Below are 16,718 nucleotides of genomic sequence, written 5' to 3' on the forward strand. Positions count from 1 at the left end.
CACCACCCGAGGTCACCGCTTGCGATCGCGGGCCTGAGGCCGCCACCCGCGGTCACCGCCCGAGGTCGTCGGCATGCGGTCGGCCCCCGAGACCACCGCCCGCGATCGCCACCCGAGGTCACCGCTTGCGATCGCGGACCTGAGGCCGCCACCGGCGGTCGCGGCCCGAGGCCACCACCCCCAGACCGCCACCCGCGGTCACCGCCCCAGACCCCGCCCGAGGCCACCCCCGCGGTCAGCACCTCAGACCACCACCCACGGTCGCCGCCCACGGTCGCGGCCCGAGACCACCGCCCCAGACCACCACAAAGCCCGCCGCCGGGGGCCACCGCTCCAGACCACCACCCAAGCCCGCCGCCGGGGGCCACCGCCCAAGGCCACCGCCCAAGACCGCAGCCCAAAACCACCGCCGAGACCACCGCCGAGACCGTCGGCCGAGGCCATCGCGTACGGTCGCCGCCGGTGGGCGCCCGCTCACAGGGGCATGGGGTCGATGTCGCAGTTGGCTCGCAGGACCGTGTCCAGGGCCTGGACGGCGGCCGGGTGGTCGGCGCCCAGCGTGGACCGCAGGCGCTCCGCGGTGTCGGCGTACAAGGCGTCCGCGTCCGCGGTACGGCCCGTCGCGCGCAGGTCCATCGCCAGGTTGGCGGCGCACGCCAGCGTGGAGGGGTGGTCCGCGTCGAAGACCTCGGTGCTGCGCCGCAGGGTCTCGGTGTCCAGTTCACGGGCGGCCTCCGGCTCGCCCAGCGCGAAGAGGTCACTGGCCAGATTGGTCGCGCACACCATGGTCAGCGGGTGGTCGTCGCCCAGCTTCCCGCGCAGTGCGGCGAGGGACTGCTCGTCGATGGCGCGGGCGCCCACCGGGTCGCCCACCAGCCGTACCGTCACCGCCAGGTTGACGTGGGCGGCCAAGGTGTGCGGGTGGGTCGCGCCGAACGTGTCCCGGTACTGCTCGAAGGTGCGCAGGCCCAGCTCCCGTGCCTCCTCCAGCTCCCCCGAGTGCCGCATGTTCACGGTCACCTCCAAGGTGGCCGCCAGGGTCTCCGGGTCATGGTCGCCGTACCGGGTCACCAGGCGGCGCCGGGCGCTGTCGGCGGCACGCCGCGCCTCGTCGTGCCGGCCCGCCTTGCGCCGGGTCACCGCGAGGTGGCGCAGGCAGGACATGGTCAGCGGATTGTCCACGCTGAGCACCCGCCGGCACTGGGAGGTGATCTCCTCCTGGTAGGTCAACGCCTGGTGGTAGTCGCCCAGTTCGCGGATGTCGACGATCAGCCCGAGCCAGGTCACCAGGCTCACCGCGTGGTCGACGCCAAACATCCGCACCTTGTGGTTCCAGGTCTCCTCGTCCAGTTGCCGGGCCCGCTCGAACAGCCCGGCCAGGCGCAGGCTCACCCCCACGTTGTGGGCGGCGCGCAGCGTCTCGGGGTCGTCCTCGCCGTTGAGCCGCAGATACCGTTCGTGGACCGACTCCGACAGCTCAAGCGCGATGCCGAACTCGCCCTGCACCCGGTAGTCGATGGCGACGTTGCCGAGGGCGTCCAGGGTGTCCTGGTGATCCTCGCCGACGGTACGCCGGTAGGCATCCAGCACCTCGGTGTTCAGCAGCGCCGCGTCCTGGTACCGGCCGCGCGAGAAGTTCAGCACGCTCAGCCACTTGGCCACGCCGAGTGTCTGCACGTCGTCGGCCCCGAAGCGTTCCTTCCAGATGCCGTACGCCCGGCCGGCCAGGTCGCTGCCCGTCTCGTAGTCGCCCCACCGGCACAGGTACTTGACCTCGTTGATGATGAGCGCGCGCACCCAGGGGTCCTCCGAGTGCAGCGCGTCGGAGGCCATGACGTGCGGGGTCAGCTCGCCGTAGCGGTCCCACTCGCCGGCGTTCTCCGGGTCCTCCGGATCGTTGGCGACGAGCAGCTGGTGGGCGCCGCGCCGCATCCGCTCCTGTTCCTCGTCGGTCATCCGGGCCTGCAGGGCCATCTGCACCAACCGGTGCATCTGCACGGAGTTGGCGCGGTGGTCCATGCGGGCCAGCGAGTAGCGGCCGATCTCCCGGATGGCCTGGGCCTGCTTGATCGGGTCGCGCAGCGCCGTGTCCAGCTCCGGGGCGATGGAACGGTCCCGCAGCCGGTTGAACAGCCGCCGCGGGATCGGTTCCGGAGCGCAGAAGGAGCACACCTGGAGCAGTTGCAGGGCCGCCGGGTTCTTGGCCTCCAGCTGGTCGAGGGAGACGTTCCAGGCGGCGATCACCGGGGCGTTGTAGTCCGGTGACTCGGTCTCGTCGAGGAGTTCGATCCGTTTCTCGTCGAACAGCCGCAGGTATTCGTCCGCGGTCATCCCGGTCTCGGCGAGCCAGGCGGCGGCCTGCTCGACCGCGAGCGGCAGGTCGCCGAGGGCGTCGGCCAGCCGGTCGGCCTCGGGCCCGGTGAGTTCGGGTCCGCGGCGGCGCAGCAGCTGCACGCTCTCCGTGCGCGCGAACACGTCGACCTCCAGCGGGCGGGCGACGTGCGACCACTGCGGGTTGCGGGAGGTGACGAGGATGTTGCCGGTGCCGCCGGCCGGGAAGTAGCCGCGGACGCTCTCCGGGCTCTCCGCGTTGTCGAAGACCAGCAGCCAGTCCTCGTACGGCTCGCCGCGGCGCAGCGCCTCCAGGACGGCGGGTACGGCCGTGCCCGCCTCGCCGCTGGTCCTCAGGCCGAGGCGCACCGCCAGTTCGGCCAGGGAGCGCTGGATCTGGGTGCTGCGTTCGGCGGGGATCCACCAGATGACGTCGTACTCGCCGAGCCTGCGGTACAGGTACTCGACGACGAGCGCGGACTTCCCGACGCCGCCCATGCCGTGCAGGGCGTTGGGCAGCACGGCGGTGGCGCGCTCCCGTTGCAGCCGGCGGTGGAGGTTCTCCAGGAGGTCCTCACGGCCGATGAAGTTGGCGTTCTGCGGCGGGACGTTGCCCCACACCACCGGGGTGCTGCCCGACCGCGTACCGCTCCGCGGCCGGCTGGCCTCGACCATCTCCTGGCCCCTTTCCTGAATGTGCCGATTGTCCTGAAGTTGTCGACGTTCTTGCGTTTCCGGTGTGGCGTGCTGAGTGATGACGTTCGTGCCCGACGCCCGGGCCTGCCGGGTGAGCGCCCCCGCGGCCGGCGTCCTGACCGGTGCCGGTGGCAGGGGTGCCGAGGGCACCGGCGCATGCTCGGCCAGCGCCTGGCCGATACGCCGGGCCGCCTCAAGACTGGGGCCGGACAGGGCGCCCAGGACGGCCTTCTGGGCGGTCAGCCACGGCACGCTGTCCGTGCCGACCGGGACGCGCAGCGGCGCCGTGGGATCGTCGATCAGCCGGGGCAGGTCCCACAGCGGGCGGGAGCGCGGCCCCAGCGCCGCGGTGGCCGTGCGCACCAGGCGCCGCAGGTCCTCCTGCCGGACGTAGGCCAGCAGTTCCTCGCGTACACCGGGTACGAAGTCGAAGCGCACCCGCTGGGCGCCGGTGACCCGGTGCGGTGCCGCGACCGGCCGCAGCAGGCCGTGGGCGAACATCTGGGCCAGGGCGTGCGGTCCGGCGGCGGCCGGGCACAGCCGCCGCACCCGGCCGATCAGCGGCCCGGTCAGCGGTACGGCGGCCAGCAGCACACCCAGGTCGAAGACCTCGGGCGCGGCCCACCGGCGCAGGCCGTCGACCAGGTCGGCGGGCGCGCGCGGGGCGGGCAGCGGCGGGCGGGGCGGTGCGGGCGCCGTGGCGCGGCCGGCGAAGGTGACCGGGAGCGCGGTCCAGCCGGGCGTCCGGGAGGTCAGCATGGCCGCCCAGCGGGCGAGTTCGGGCGCGGCCAGCTCCAGGACGGGCACCGGCACGGGGGCGCCCGGCGCGGCCCGGCCCGCGCTGCCGGGCCGGATGCCCCGCACCCGGCAGCGCAGCCGGTGGGCGCGGGCGCCGGGTGCGTCGGGCCGCAGGAAGGCGGGCCAGGTGGTGAGCCGGGTGCGGTCCCACAGGGCGCGCGGCAGCAGCTGTACGACGGCCACCGGTCCGTCCGCCGCCCAGCGGGTCAGCAGTCCGTCGGTACGGCCCGTCGTCCAGCCGCCCGCCCAGCCGTCGGTGAGCAGCAGCGTGACCCGGCCCGGCGTGCGCGGCAGGGCCCGTCCGTCGCCCGGCCGCCGCACGGCGACCCGCTCGAAGGCACCGCTGCGCCGGGCCAGCGCCCCGACCTCCCGCGCGGTCTGCCACCACACGTCCGTCGCGGGCCCGTCGTCCAGCACGACGGCGACGTCCCGCCGCCCCGGCAACCCGGCAAGCCCCCGCAGCACCGCCAGCACCCCAGCGGAATCAACCCCCTCCACTACACCGCCCTCCCCGACGCTCGCCACGCCAGGACCGGCCGAACCGACACCGCCCGCCCGGCGTCTGCCGACGGCTCGGGCGAACCCGACGGAGCGGGACGTGCCGGCCGCTCGGACAGCAAGGGCTGCGCGGGGTTTGTCAGCGGCCCAGTGGGAACCGGCGGGTCGGGGCGTGAGCGTGGCTCGGGTGGGGGTGGCTGAGCGGGGCGTGTGCGTGGCTCGGGGGTAGCGGACGGGCCGGGTGGGGCCGGGGGCCTGCCGGTCACGGGGGCGCCGTGGGGGCTCGGCGCGGCCCGCCGTCCGTGGTCCGCCGCGGCCGGGTGCGGTCCCACCACGCCCGCCGGCACACGCCCGCCGTCGGCCACCTCGGCACCGGTCCGGGCACCGGGTACGCACCGCCCGCCGCCGGCCACCTCACCACCCACCCGGCCCGACACACCGAGTACACACCACCCGCCATCGGCCACCCCACCACCGGCCCCGCCCGACGCGCCGGGTGCGCACCGCCCGCCGTCGGCCACCTCACCACCCGCCCGGCCCGACACACCGGGTACACACCGCCCGCCATCGGCCACACCACCACCGGTCCCGCCCGACGCACCGGGTACGCACTGCCCGCCGTCGCCCACCTCACCACCCGCCCGACCCGACGCGCCGGGTACGCACTGCCCGCCGTCGGCCACCTTCGCGCCGGTCCCGCCCGGGCCGTTGTGGACGCGCCGTCCGGCGATGGGTGTCGGGGGTGTGGTGTGCCCCGGGGGTCGGGTGGTGGAGGTGGTCGTCGTCATTGGGTCTCCCCCCATGCGGCCCGGCGCAACAGGGCGTCCAGGGCCGTCTGTCCGGGGTATTCCCCCTCGGGCGGGGGTCCACCCGCCGAGTGCCGGGCCCGTGCGAGCCACATCGCGTCCAGGAGGGGGCGTGCGCCGGGGGCCTGGCCGGGTTCCATGCCCTCCAGGACGCGCAGGGCGGCGCGGGCGCCCGCGTCGGCGGTGCCGGGCGGCAGCCAGGTCTCCGCGAGCCGGTCGGGGTCCGGCGGCGCGGACAGCCGCAGCGGCACGCAGCGGCCGGTGAACGCGCGCGGCAGCACGTCCTCGTCCGCGGCCGTGATCACCACCACCGGGTATCCGTCGCCGCACGCCACCCGGCCGTGGGCGATCTGGGCCGCCGCGCCGGGCCCGTCGGCGGTGCCGACCGTCGCCTCGGGCACGTCCCGTAACTCGGCGACGTCGAACGCCCCTTCCTCCAGGACGTCCTGTACCGCCTCGCACAGGGCGACATCGCTGCGGTCCAGGTTCTCCACCAGCAGCACCCGGGGCCGCTCGCGCGGCAGCAGCGCGGTGCCCAGTGGCCCCAGCCGGACGAAGGCGCCCGCGCCCGGGTCCTCCCGCCGGGCCGCGGCGGCGCACAGCCGGCCGGTGGTGTCGTGCTCGTACAGGCCCTCGCGCAGCGTGGTGGTGCTGGTGATCCACCAGCGCAGCACGGGCCCGAGGCCCAGTTCCCGGGCGAGCTGCCGGGCCAGGGCGCTCTTGCCCACGCCGGGCGGACCGGTGACGAGCAGCGGGCGGCGCCACAGCAGGGCGGCGTTGACCAGTGCGAGCCCGTCGGGGCCGAGGTCGACCGGGGCGCCGGGCGGGGCGTCACGGCGGCGCCAGGGCGGGGGCGCGGGCAGGGACGGCCCGGGCTGTCCGGGGTCCGGGGGCCGTCCGGTCCCCCGGTAGACCCACCACGGTTCGGTGTCCAACACGCGCTCCCCTCTCCTTTTGTCTTGTCTCCAGGGCCGCCTACAGGGCTCCCGGTGCCACCGGCTCGCCGGGAGCGAGCGGGTTGCGTCCGGGGTCGTCCCACAGGACGGCCAGATGCTCGGTCACGGGGTTGGCCTCGGGGGTCTCCACCAGCACCTGCCGGCGGGCGGCGGCGACCCGGGCGGGCAGGTCGGGCAGGCGCCCGCGCAGCAGCTGGTTGACGGACTGTTTGATCTCGACGTTCGTCTCCTCGGTGCGGTGCCACACCAGCACCGGCAGCCCCGACGACAGCGCGGCCGCGGCCTCGTGCGGGCCGCGCGTGCGCCAGGGGTCCGGCGGTTCGCTGAGCATCACGGCGACGTACCGCTCGTCGTTGAGCTGCGCGACCAGCCCGGACACATCGCGGGCGTCGGACGGGAAGCTCTCGGCGGTCATGAACACGGGCCGGCAGTCGGAGCCGCTCTGCAGCCGCTGCCAGCGTCTGATCCACTCCCGGTACCAGCCCTGGTTGCGCAGCCGGTCGAGGCTGCGCAGCACCACCTCGTAGCGGGCGGCGAGCTTGGCCCGCGCGCCGCCGCGCCCCGCGGACCACCAGTGCACCGGGAGGTTGAGCAGTTCCAGCGGCAGCACGAACTCAAGGCGCAGATCGGCGCCCCGGCCGCGGGCGCCCTCCTCGACCTCGACGAGGGAGACGATCTCGTTGACGGCCTCTTCCAGGGCGGCCAGCTGCTCCTCCCTGAGCGCCGCGGCCCGCTCGTCGCGTGCCCCGGCGGGTCCGGGCGCCAGCAGCGCGGCGGCCGTCAGCCGCACCCGGCGCACCGCGCGGCCCGGGGTGGTCACCAGCCGGCCGTGCTCGTCGGGGGACTGCAGCCAGTACGACACCGTGTACCAGTCGAGGGTGAGCGGGTCGGGGGCGATGCCGATGAGCAGGTAGTCGCCGGCGGACCGGGGCAGGACGGCCGGTGCCCGGCGGGCCCAGCGGTCCTTGTCGAGCCGGTCGGCCAGCTCCGGGCCGCCGAGGTCGAGGACGCTGTGCCGGGTCAGCTTGGGCAGGTCGCGCCGGGTGCGGGGGCCGCGCTCGCGGGCCACCCGGTCCAGCAGCACGGTCCAGGGCGGCACCCCGCCGGGCCGGGCGGCCTGTCCGACGAGGTACAGGAACAGGTCCCACACGCTCGTGCAGTGGTCCGGCGGCCGTGTCATCCGTGCGTCGGTGGCGGCGCGCAGCAGCTCCGCGAGGTCGTCCTCGGGGCGGCCGTTCAACTCCAGCCTGAGCCAGGTCCAGTGGGGCACGAACCGGCCGAGGGCGCTCGCGGCGGTCCATTCGTCGGCCGCCCGGTGCAGGGCCAGGGCCGGCGGGCCGTTCTGGTCGAGGTCCTGGACGACCCTGGCGAGGCCGGGCAGCAGACAGGGTTCGCCGTCGCGGGTGCAGGCCCGGGTCAGGGCGCGGCACCACATGCGCCAGTCCGGCAGGTCGCCCAGGGTGAAGGGCCGTCCGATCTCGTCGGCCAACTCGTCCTGGAGCAGGGCGCGGAAGGAGTCGTAGGGCATCGACCGGACGCTCTGCAGGGCGTCGACGACCTCGCCGCGTATCCTGCGCTGGATGGCCGGCAGGGTGTCGCCGTCCGTGTCCCGGGCCCGCTCGTGGGTCCCGTCCAGCCCCTCGGTCACCGTGCCGCCCCCTCCCCCGACCCCCCGCCCGGCCGCACGCCGCACGCCCTGAGCGTAGCCAATCCACGACGCGTGGGTGTACGGCTTGTTTCCGCCGGTTCGCCGGTTCAACCGTCGAACCGGCGCTGCGCGGCCCGCATGCCGAAGGGGCCGCCCGCACCACGGATGGCGGACGGCCCCTTCGGGCGGCTGGACGGAGCCCCGGTCAGGATGCCTTTGCCTTCGCCTCGGCCTTGTCGGCCGGGGCCGCGGCGGCGACCGGCGCCGGCTTGGCGGCCTCGTAGAACTCCTCGCGGGGGTTCTGCATGGCGCCGAGGGAGACGACCTCGCGCTTGAGGAACATGCCGAGGGTCCAGTCGGCGAAGATGCGGATCTTGCGGTTCCAGGTCGGCATGGCAAGACCGTGGTAGCCACGGTGCATGTACCAGGCGAGCCGGCCCTTGAGCTTGATCTTCATCTTGCCGACGACGATCATCGCGACGCCCTTGTGGAGGCCGAGGCCGGCCACCGCGCCCTTGTTGGCGTGCGCGTAGTCCTTCTGCTTGAAGCCCCGCATGGCGGAGACGACGTTGTCGCCGAGCACCTTGGCCTGGCGCAGCGCGTGCTGGGCGTTGGGCGGGCACCAGGCGTTCGGGTTGCCGGCCTTGCGGCCGACCAGGTCGGGCACCTGGGCGTTGTCGCCGGCGGCCCAGATGTAGTCGGTTCCCTGCACCTGGAGCGTGGGCGCGGTGTCCACGTGGCCGCGCGGGCCGAGGGGCAGGCCGAAGCGGGCCAGGGCCGGGTTCGGCTTGACGCCGGCGGTCCACACGACGGTGTTGGAGTCGACCTCCAGGCCGTTCTTGAGCACCACGTGGCCGTCGACGCAGGAGTCCATGGAGGTGGAGAGGTAGATCTCCACGCCGCGGCTCTCCAGGTGCTCCTTGCCGTACTGGCCGAGCTTGGGGCCGACCTCGGGGAGGATCTTGTCGGCGGCGTCGACGAGGATGAACCGCATGTCCTCGCGGGAGACGTTGGTGTAGTACTTGGCCGCGTCCCGGGCCATGTCCTCGACCTCGCCGATGGTCTCCGCGCCCGCGAAGCCGCCGCCGACGAAGACGAAGGTGAGCGCCTTGCGGCGGATGTCCTCGTCGGTCGTGGAGTCGGCCTTGTCGAGCTGTTCGAGGACGTGGTTGCGCAGGCCGATGGACTCCTCGATGCCCTTCATGCCGATGCCCTGCTCGGCGAGGCCGGGGATCGGGAAGGTGCGGGAGACCGCGCCGAGCGCGACCACCAGGTAGTCGAAGGGCAGCTCGTACGCCTCGCCGACCAGCGGGGCGACGGTGGCGACCTTGCGGTCCTGGTCGATGGTGGTGACCCGGCCGGTGAGCACCTCCGCCTTCGGCAGCACGCGTCGCAGGGGGACGACGACATGGCGAGGGGAGATGCTGCCGGCGGCGGCTTCGGGAAGGAAGGGCTGGTAGGTCATGTACGACCGGGGGTCGACGACCGTGACGGTCGCTTCGCCGTAGCGCATCTTCTTGAGGATGCGCCGAGCCGCGTACAGGCCTACGTACCCACCGCCTACTACGAGGATCCTGGGACGCTCCGTGGTGCTCATGGCATCGAGTATCCACCCGCCCCTGGGGGGTGGCTCGTGCGCCCCTTCACAAGCTCCGACGGCCCCTGTGCTAAACTGCGCGACCCGCGTCAGCCAGGTCATGACGGCACGGGGAACCCCGTGTCCGATACCGGCCGTTGTCAATGCCGCGTGAGCTGCCCGTCCGGGCCCGCGGAGGGCATGGCCGACCCCCTTTCGACACCGCCGCGCGACCCCTTCGGATCGCTCTTTCGGGCATGCTCCCAGGGTTGTTGAGCCCCGTACAGGGCCGACCGGCCCCATTCGGCCCGCCACCGGGCGGCAATTCCTTGTGAAGAACTTCACGAACTTTCCCGACGGCGCGTCGCCCACCACCCCGCCACTCCACCCCCGCCCCGCTCAAACGCCACCCAGACCGCTCAGCGGAGTACACCCGACGAGCGAAAGCCGAGTGAAAGACAAGCCGGTCCCGTGTACACAAATACGCGTACACTGGCTTCATGGCTGAGAACACCGTGACCATACGAGAGGCCCGCGCGCATCTCGCGGACCACATCAACCGGGCCGAGGGAGGCATCCCGACGGTCATCACGCGCAACGGCACGCCGGTGGCGGCCGTGGTTCCGATCACGGACTTCGAAGCGCTGGAGGAGGCGGCCGACGTGATGTTGGCACGCGAAGCGGAAGCGGTCCTGGCCGAGGGCGGCCCCACCGTCACGATGGCGGAACTGCTGGCGGATCTGTTCACCGAGCACGGCGGCGACGCGGCGTGAAGTACGCCTTCCGGTTCACCACGGCGGCGCAGCGACAACTCCGGGCCATCAGCCGACCCGACGCCATGCGCATCCTGACCGCGCTGACCGCGCTCGGCGAGGACCCGTACCGCGAGGACGCCGACGTCAAGAAACTCACCGGCCCGTCCGGGCTCTACCGGCTCCGGGTCGGGAGCTACAGGGTCGCCTACCAGATCAACGACGGTGAACTCGTCATCCTCGTCGTCAAGGTGGGCGACCGGCGGGACGTGTACCGCAACCTGTAGGCGGTCAGGCCAAGGACCAGGCGATGCCGTCGAGGATGTCGTGTTCGCTCACGACGATCTCGGGGGTGCCGGTGCGGTCCATGAGGGTCAGGAGGATCAGGGCGCCCGCGCCGATGACGTCGACGCGTCCGGGGTGCATGGACGGGATCGCGGCCCGCTCCGCGTGCGTGGAGCGCAGCAGCCACCCGGTGATCTCGGCGACCCGGTCGCGGGAGATCCGGGAGTGGTGGATGCGGGCGGAGTCGTAGGCGGGCAGGTCCTGCGCGATCGCCGACACGGTGGTCACGGACCCGGCGAGCCCCACGAGCGTGCGCGCCTCGCGCAGCGGGACCGTCTCCTCGGCGAGGTCGAGCGCCGCCTCGATGTCGGCCCGCATGGCGGCGATCTGCGCCTCGGTGGGCGGGTCGCTCACCACGCCGTCGCGCACCAGGTGCCGCTCGGTCATCCGCACACAGCCCACGTCGACGGAGCGGGCGGCGCGCACCCGTTCGTCGCCGACCACGAACTCGGTGGAGCCGCCGCCGATGTCCACCACCAGATAGGGCCGGGCGAGGTCGGTGCGGCCCTTCAGCTCCGCGGTGGCCCCCGTGAAGGAGAACTCCGCCTCCTGGTCCCCGGTGATCACCTCGGGCTCCACGCCCAGGATGTCCAGCACACCCCGCGCGAACTCGTCCCGGTTCTCCGCGTCCCGTGAGGCGGACGTGGCCACGAACCGCAGCCGCTCCACGCCGTGCTCCTTGATGACCGCCGCGTATTCCCGGCAGGCGGCGAACGTCCGCTCCAGGGCCTCGGGGGCGAGCCGGCCGGTGCGGTCGACGCCCTGGCCGAGCCGCACGATCGTCATCCGCCGGTCCAGGTCGACGAGTTCGCCCGCCGTCCCCGCGCCCAGGGCGCCCTCGGACACGTCGGCGTCCGCGACGAGCAGCCGGATCGAGTTCGTACCGCAGTCGACGGCGGCCACGCGGGTCACTGGTCGTCCCCCTCCGGGATGTGGTCGGTGTCCTTCGCGGGGACCGTCACACACGGCCCCTTGCGCCACCACTCGGGCAGCAGGGCGATCGCCTCGTCGCCCAGGGGGTTCACCCCGGGCCCCGCGGCCAGCGCGTGGGCGACCAGGACGTGCAGGCACTTCACCCGGTCCGGCATGCCGCCCGCGCTCGGGAAGCCGGTCAGTTCCTCGATCGCGTCCCGGCGCCGGATGTAGTCCTCGTGCGCGGCGCGGTAGGCGGCGGCCAGCTCGGGGTCGGTGGCCAGACGGTCCGTCATCTCCTTCATCACGCCGTTCGCCTCCAGGGTGCCGATCGCCGAGGAGGCGCGCGGGCACGTCAGGTAGTACAGCGTCGGGAAGGGGGTGCCGTCCGGCAGCCGCGGGGCCGTCTCCACGACGTCCGGCTGCCCGCACGGGCAGCGGTGGGCGATCGCGCGCAGCCCCCGGGGCGGCCGGCCGAGCTGCTGCTCGAAGGCCGCGACGTCCGCGTCGGTGGGCTCGGTGCGCGCAGTGCGCGGCGGAGGCGTTTCCATGACTGTGTTCAGGGTGTCTTTCTGTCGGTTCACTGGTCGGCGGCGTCGGACCGGTCGACCCCGTCCCAGACGTTGGCGTACCAGGGACGGTGGGCGGCCCCGTGGTCGGCGCGGGCCTGCTTGGCCGCGTTCGGGTCGATCACGACGTAGCCGGTCTCGCCGGGCATCACATAGTGCAGCCGCTGCCGGATCTGCGCTCGCGCGTACGCGTCGTCCTGCCAGCGCGCCTTGAGGTCGCGCAGTTGCTCGACCCGCTCCCTGGCCTGCCGCTGCTGCCGCTCCAGGTCGGAGATCTCGGCCCGCTGGGAGACGTACTGGCGCATCGGGTAGGCGAGCGCCACCACCATCGTGCACAGGACCAGGGCGAGCAGCGCGGCCCGGCCGGTGAGCCGGGAGCGGCGGGCCTGGCGGCGGGTCTGGGAGCGGTAGACCCGGGCCGCCGTCTGCTCCCCGAGCAGCCGCAGCCTGGTCGCGGTGGAGAACCGGTCCCGGTCCTTCGCGGCCATCTCCCGCCTCCCCTTGCCTGCGTGCGTCCTACGCGCGTACGTCCCCGGACACGGTACGGGACCGGGTACGGGGACGTACGTACGACTGGCTGAGCCCTGGCCCTTACCGGATCAGCCCTTGAAACGCGGGAACGCGCTGCGGCCCGCGTACACCGCGGCGTCGTCGAGGATCTCCTCGATGCGCAGCAGCTGGTTGTACTTGGCGACGCGCTCGGAGCGGGCCGGGGCGCCGGTCTTGATCTGGCCGCAGTTGGTGGCGACGGCCAGGTCGGCGATGGTGACGTCCTCGGTCTCGCCGGAGCGGTGGGACATCATGCACTTGAAGCCGTTGCGCTGGGCCAGCTCGACGGCGTCCAGGGTCTCGGTCAGGGAGCCGATCTGGTTGACCTTGACCAGCAGCGCGTTGGCGCTGCCCTCCTCGATGCCGCGGGCCAGCCGCTCGGGGTTGGTGACGAACAGGTCGTCGCCGACGAGCTGGACCTTGTCGCCGAGCTTGTCGGTGATGACCTTCCAGCCGGCCCAGTCGTCCTCGAACAGCGGGTCCTCGATGGAGACGAGCGGGTAGGCCGCGACCAGCTCCTCGTAGTACTCCGTCATCTCGGCGGCGGAGCGCTCCTTGCCCTCGAAGACGTACTTGCCCTCCTTGTAGAACTCGGAGGCGGCGACGTCGAGCGCCAGGGCGATCTGCTCGCCCGGCACGTAGCCGGCCTGCTTGATCGCTTCGAGGATGAGGTCGAGGGCCTCGCGGTTGGAGCCCAGGTTCGGGGCGAAGCCGCCCTCGTCGCCGAGGCCGGTGGACAGGCCCTTGGACTTCAGGACGGACTTGAGGGTGTGGTAGACCTCGGCGCCCCAGCGCAGGGCCTCGGAGAAGGACTCCGCGCCGATCGGGGCGATCATGAACTCCTGGATGTCCACGTTGGAGTCGGCGTGCGAGCCGCCGTTCAGGATGTTCATCATCGGCACCGGCAGCAGGTGCGCGTTCGGGCCGCCCAGGTAGCGGAAGAGGGGGAGGTCGCTGGCCTCGGAGGCGGCGTGGGCGACGGCGAGGGAGACGCCCAGGATGGCGTTGGCGCCGAGCGAGCCCTTGTTGTCGGTGGCGTCCAGGTCGAACATGGCCTGGTCGATCAGGCGCTGCTCGGTGGCGTCGTAGCCGACCAGCTCCGGGCCGATCTGCTCGATGACGGCGAGGACGGCCTTCTCGACGCCCTTGCCCTGGTAGCGGTTGGGGTCACCGTCGCGCAGCTCGATGGCCTCGAAGGCGCCGGTGGAGGCGCCGGACGGGACGGCGGCACGACCCGTGCTGCCGTCGTCGAGGCCGACCTCGACCTCGACCGTGGGATTGCCTCGGGAGTCCAGGATTTCCCGGGCTACGACGACGTCGATGGACGGCACGAGCATCTCCTTCTTGGAATGTGACGCTGGAAGTGCGGGGCTGTGCGCCTTGCGACTAGAGCCTAACCGGACCGGGGCCCCCGGCCGGTCGCCGACCGCCCCGTGGACAGGGTGACGACAGGCTGACGGTACACATTGTTTCCAACCGGAACAAAGGAACGGCCCAAAAACCGCGGCCACACCAGCGGCAACAGAACGAGAAGAAGAAGGACCGGCAAACAAGAGGGGGCACGCCACGGGGGCAGCCCTGGGTCGGGGAGGAGCGGCCACGGGGTGGGCGCGCCGGGGGACGACACCCGGGAGGGCGGCCGGGGCAGCGCTGGAGGCGGGCGATCAGGCGGAACCCGAGGGACCGCGTCCCGGTGACCGCTGCGCGGCTCGGTCCTGACGGGTCGGCGCCGCGGCCTCGTCGTGCAAGGCGCGGCGGACGGCCGTGATGCCGTCGCCGGTCCTGGACGCCATGGAGAGGCGGGGCGGGAGGGGGTGGGTGGGCCGGCCGTGCAAGGGGGGCGGTGGGAAAGGGCCCGCCCCGGCGCGTACGGGGGAAGACGCGTCGGGGCGGGGGTTCCGTGGGGACGGGGCGGGCACGGGGCGCCCTCCAGGGTGGCGGGCGCCGCTGTGCCGGGGCTGTGGCCGGGCTGCCGGCCGGCTGTCACTTCAGGTGCAGCAGCTGGCCCGGGTAGATGAGGTCGGCGTTCTCGACGATGTCCTGGTTCAGCTGGAACAGCTTCTGCCAGCCGCCCTTCACCCCGTGCCGCTGGGCGATCGAGCTGAGGGTGTCGCCGGTGACGACCTTGTACTCGCCGTCACCCTTCTTGACCTGCTTGCCGGTCGGGGTGGTGACCGTCTTGCCGGCGGCCGGGCGGTCGGCGGAACGGGAGGCGGACTGCCGCTCGGTGGAGCGGTCGGTACCGGCATTCGAGGAGCCCGTGCCGGTGTTCGAGGAGCCGGTGCCGCTGCCGGAGTTCGAGGTGCCGCTGCCCGTGGTGGAGTTCGAGGAGCCGGTGTTGCCGCCGGACGCGGAGCCACCGCCGTAGGCGGCGCCGGACAGGCCCTTGCCGCAGACCGGCCAGGCGCCCTTGCCCTGACCCGCGAGGACCTTCTCGGCGATCGCTATCTGCTGCGACTTGCTGGCCCTGTCGGCGGTGCCCGCGTACTGCGTGCCGCCGTACGCGGCCCAGGTGGAGGCCGAGAACTGCAGGCCGCCGTAGTAGCCGTTGCCGGTGTTGATGGACCAGTTGCCGCCGGACTCGCACTGGGCGACGGCGTCCCACTCGGAGGCGGTGGCCGCGGAGGCGTTGCCGGCCGCCATCAGCGGGGCGGCGACGGCGGCGCCGGCGACACCGGCGAGCGCCACGACACGGGTGACCTTGGACGGACGACGGTGCTTGCCCTTGCCGAAGAACAGCATGGATGGTTCCCCTCACCGACGCCTGCGAGGTGAGCTGTCGGGTTCGGGCCGGTTGAGTTGCCCGGCCACGTCTCCGTGTGGAGGCGTGGCTTCACCCCGAGCCGCTTCGGTCAACCGACCGGCGCGGCACTTACCTTGGGTCCCCCGCTCCTGCCTACGGCGCTTGACGCGACGACTGTTCCCGTACGGCCGCTGGCAGGACTCGGCGTTGCGGCAGCCGGGGCTCGCGGTGGCGAGCGGTCATGACCGTAGGCACGCGATCGCCGGAATTTCAAAGACGATCAGGGCTTCTGAGACTCATCCCACACTTTCAGCAAACCGGATATCACCCACGAAACGGGACGTCAGCTCCCGCTACTTTTCGCCCGTTTCGACCCCGACGTCCAGGGTCTGACCGGCGGCGATGTGGTTCGGGTCGGCGCCGATGGCCTTCTCGTTGGCGGCGTAGAGCGCCCGCCAGCCGCCGTCCACGTCAAGGGAGTCGGCGATGGAGGCGAGGGTGTCGCCGGCGCGCACGGTGTAGGCGTGCCGCCCGGACGGGCCTGACTCCGGGTCAGCCGTACCGGTTGCCCCGTTTTCGTCCGCGCTGTCGCCCCGGTGGCGACCGCCGCCGAGCGATCCGGTGTCGACGAGGCTCCAGGAGCCTCCGCTGCGCCAGGAATTGCCCGAGGCCGCGGACTCGGGCTCCTCCGTGGGTGAGCCGTCCTCAGGCGAGGCGCCGGGCTCGGACGGGTCCGACCGGCCGGGCTCGGCGGAGGACGTACGGCCGCCCTCCCCCTCGCGGCCGGCGCTCTCGCTGGGCGAGGGCGAGGCGGACGGCGAGGTCTCCGCACCGGAAACCGCCGTGTCGGAGGACGAGGACGGGTCGGAGGAGCCGGACGATCCGGAGGAGCCGGATCCTTCCGGCGAATCGGTGGAATCCAGCGATTTCTGCGTATCTGACGGCCCGGAGGACTTCGTGGAGCCCTTCGAGCCGGTCGAACCGCCGCCGGTCACGCCGGTGTCGACGCCGACGGAGCCCGATGTCGAGGTGAGCCCGGAGAGCAGGGCGCAGGTCGCCCACGGGGTGGTGCCCCGGTCGGCGAGGATCTTCTCGGCGACGGCTATCTGCTGCGAACGGCTGGCCTGGTCCGGGGTCGTCGCATACTCAAGACCGCCGTGGCTGTCCCAGTCCTGCTGTGAGATCTGCAGCCCGCCGAAGTACCCGTTGCCGGTGCTGGCGCTCCACGAGCCGCCGCTCTCGCACTCGGCGACCCGGTCCCATGTGGTGCCGTCGGCGGCGCTCGCGCCGGTGGCGCCGAGCAGCGGGATGGCGATCGCGGAGCCGGTCACTCCGGCCGCGACGACGAAGGCCGGAGCCTGACGGGGCCGACGGTGACGACCGTTCCCGGAGAGCATGCGGAAGCCTTTCGCGCGACAGCACTGACCGGCGCGGCAGGCCACACCGGAGTACCGCACCGAGGGGTGAACGTATCGGCACCCGATCGCCTGTCACAAGTTCATGCCGCGCAGATCACGTGAAGATCACAGACTTGAGGGC

At 73.1% G+C, this 16,718-nt stretch carries 12 protein-coding genes and 1 riboswitch; of the genes, 2 read left to right on the forward strand and 10 right to left on the reverse strand.

Annotation, left to right across the window (positions count from 1 at the left end):
- Positions 1 to 474 precede the first annotated feature (474 nt).
- The 4 genes from fxsT to AC27LF_RS20265 form a co-directional block, all read right to left on the reverse strand.
- Positions 475 to 4,323 (reverse strand): FxSxx-COOH system tetratricopeptide repeat protein, encoded by a 3,849-nt coding sequence (fxsT, locus tag AC27LF_RS20250; RefSeq protein ID WP_479661161.1) that lies wholly within the window; start codon positions 4,321 to 4,323, stop codon positions 475 to 477.
- A 784-nt stretch (positions 4,324 to 5,107) separates the two neighbouring features.
- The gene (locus tag AC27LF_RS20255) at positions 5,108 to 6,067 is read right to left on the reverse strand and encodes an AAA family ATPase (protein WP_479661160.1); all 960 of its coding nucleotides are present in this window, start codon (positions 6,065 to 6,067) and stop codon (positions 5,108 to 5,110) included.
- 37 nt (positions 6,068 to 6,104) lie between these two features.
- The gene (locus tag AC27LF_RS20260; RefSeq protein ID WP_479661159.1) at positions 6,105 to 7,733 is read right to left on the reverse strand and encodes a VMAP-C domain-containing protein; all 1,629 of its coding nucleotides are present in this window, start codon (positions 7,731 to 7,733) and stop codon (positions 6,105 to 6,107) included.
- Positions 7,734 to 7,938: 205 nt separating this feature from the next.
- Positions 7,939 to 9,330, reverse strand: coding sequence for an NAD(P)/FAD-dependent oxidoreductase (locus tag AC27LF_RS20265; RefSeq protein ID WP_479661158.1), 1,392 nt, complete (start codon positions 9,328 to 9,330; stop codon positions 7,939 to 7,941).
- 479 nt (positions 9,331 to 9,809) lie between these two features.
- On the opposite strand from AC27LF_RS20265, the gene AC27LF_RS20270 reads away from it, so the two are divergent.
- Entirely contained in the window at positions 9,810 to 10,082 is a 273-nt protein-coding gene (locus AC27LF_RS20270; protein WP_479661157.1) for a type II toxin-antitoxin system Phd/YefM family antitoxin, read from the forward strand.
- The gene (locus AC27LF_RS20275; RefSeq protein ID WP_479661156.1) at positions 10,079 to 10,348 is read left to right on the forward strand and encodes a type II toxin-antitoxin system RelE family toxin; all 270 of its coding nucleotides are present in this window, start codon (positions 10,079 to 10,081) and stop codon (positions 10,346 to 10,348) included. The genes AC27LF_RS20270 and AC27LF_RS20275 overlap by 4 nt, the downstream gene beginning before the upstream one ends.
- A gap of 4 nt (positions 10,349 to 10,352) precedes the next feature.
- On the opposite strand, the gene AC27LF_RS20280 is transcribed toward AC27LF_RS20275, so the two are convergent.
- From AC27LF_RS20280 to AC27LF_RS20305, 6 genes are all read right to left on the reverse strand, one after another.
- Entirely contained in the window at positions 10,353 to 11,318 is a 966-nt protein-coding gene (locus tag AC27LF_RS20280) for a Ppx/GppA phosphatase family protein (protein WP_479661155.1), read from the reverse strand.
- Complete coding sequence (locus AC27LF_RS20285; protein WP_479661154.1) at positions 11,315 to 11,869, reverse strand: DUF501 domain-containing protein; 555 nt, start codon at positions 11,867 to 11,869, stop codon at positions 11,315 to 11,317. The genes AC27LF_RS20280 and AC27LF_RS20285 overlap by 4 nt, the downstream gene beginning before the upstream one ends.
- 29 nt (positions 11,870 to 11,898) lie before the next feature.
- Positions 11,899 to 12,375, reverse strand: a complete 477-nt coding sequence (locus AC27LF_RS20290) for an FtsB family cell division protein (protein ID WP_479661153.1) — start codon at positions 12,373 to 12,375, stop codon at positions 11,899 to 11,901.
- A 111-nt stretch (positions 12,376 to 12,486) separates the two neighbouring features.
- Complete coding sequence (gene eno / locus AC27LF_RS20295) at positions 12,487 to 13,767, reverse strand: phosphopyruvate hydratase (RefSeq protein ID WP_479661152.1); 1,281 nt, start codon at positions 13,765 to 13,767, stop codon at positions 12,487 to 12,489.
- Between the two features lie 652 nt (positions 13,768 to 14,419).
- Entirely contained in the window at positions 14,420 to 15,178 is a 759-nt protein-coding gene (locus AC27LF_RS20300; RefSeq protein WP_479659333.1) for a transglycosylase family protein, read from the reverse strand.
- Positions 15,179 to 15,182: 4 nt separating this feature from the next.
- A riboswitch (cyclic di-AMP (ydaO/yuaA leader) is annotated at positions 15,183 to 15,350 on the reverse strand.
- Positions 15,351 to 15,532: 182 nt separating this feature from the next.
- A complete protein-coding gene (locus AC27LF_RS20305) occupies positions 15,533 to 16,576 on the reverse strand; it encodes a transglycosylase family protein (protein WP_479659332.1) in 1,044 nt (347 codons plus the stop codon).
- Positions 16,577 to 16,718 lie beyond the last annotated feature (142 nt).

Source organism: Streptomyces diversicolor (genome assembly GCF_057537855.1).

Bases quoted from the DNA above. Each gene is read 5' to 3' on its own strand.
- AC27LF_RS20270 (WP_479661157.1), top strand. From the start codon at position 9,810: ATGGCTGAGAACACCGTGACCATACGAGAGGCCCGCGCGCATCTCGCG.
- AC27LF_RS20290 (WP_479661153.1), bottom strand. From the start codon at position 12,375: ATGGCCGCGAAGGACCGGGACCGGTTCTCCACCGCGACCAGGCTGCGG.
- AC27LF_RS20305 (WP_479659332.1), bottom strand. From the start codon at position 16,576: ATGCTCTCCGGGAACGGTCGTCACCGTCGGCCCCGTCAGGCTCCGGCC.
- AC27LF_RS20265 (WP_479661158.1), bottom strand. From the start codon at position 9,330: ATGAGCACCACGGAGCGTCCCAGGATCCTCGTAGTAGGCGGTGGGTAC.
- AC27LF_RS20300 (WP_479659333.1), bottom strand. From the start codon at position 15,178: ATGCTGTTCTTCGGCAAGGGCAAGCACCGTCGTCCGTCCAAGGTCACC.
- AC27LF_RS20285 (WP_479661154.1), bottom strand. From the start codon at position 11,869: ATGGAAACGCCTCCGCCGCGCACTGCGCGCACCGAGCCCACCGACGCG.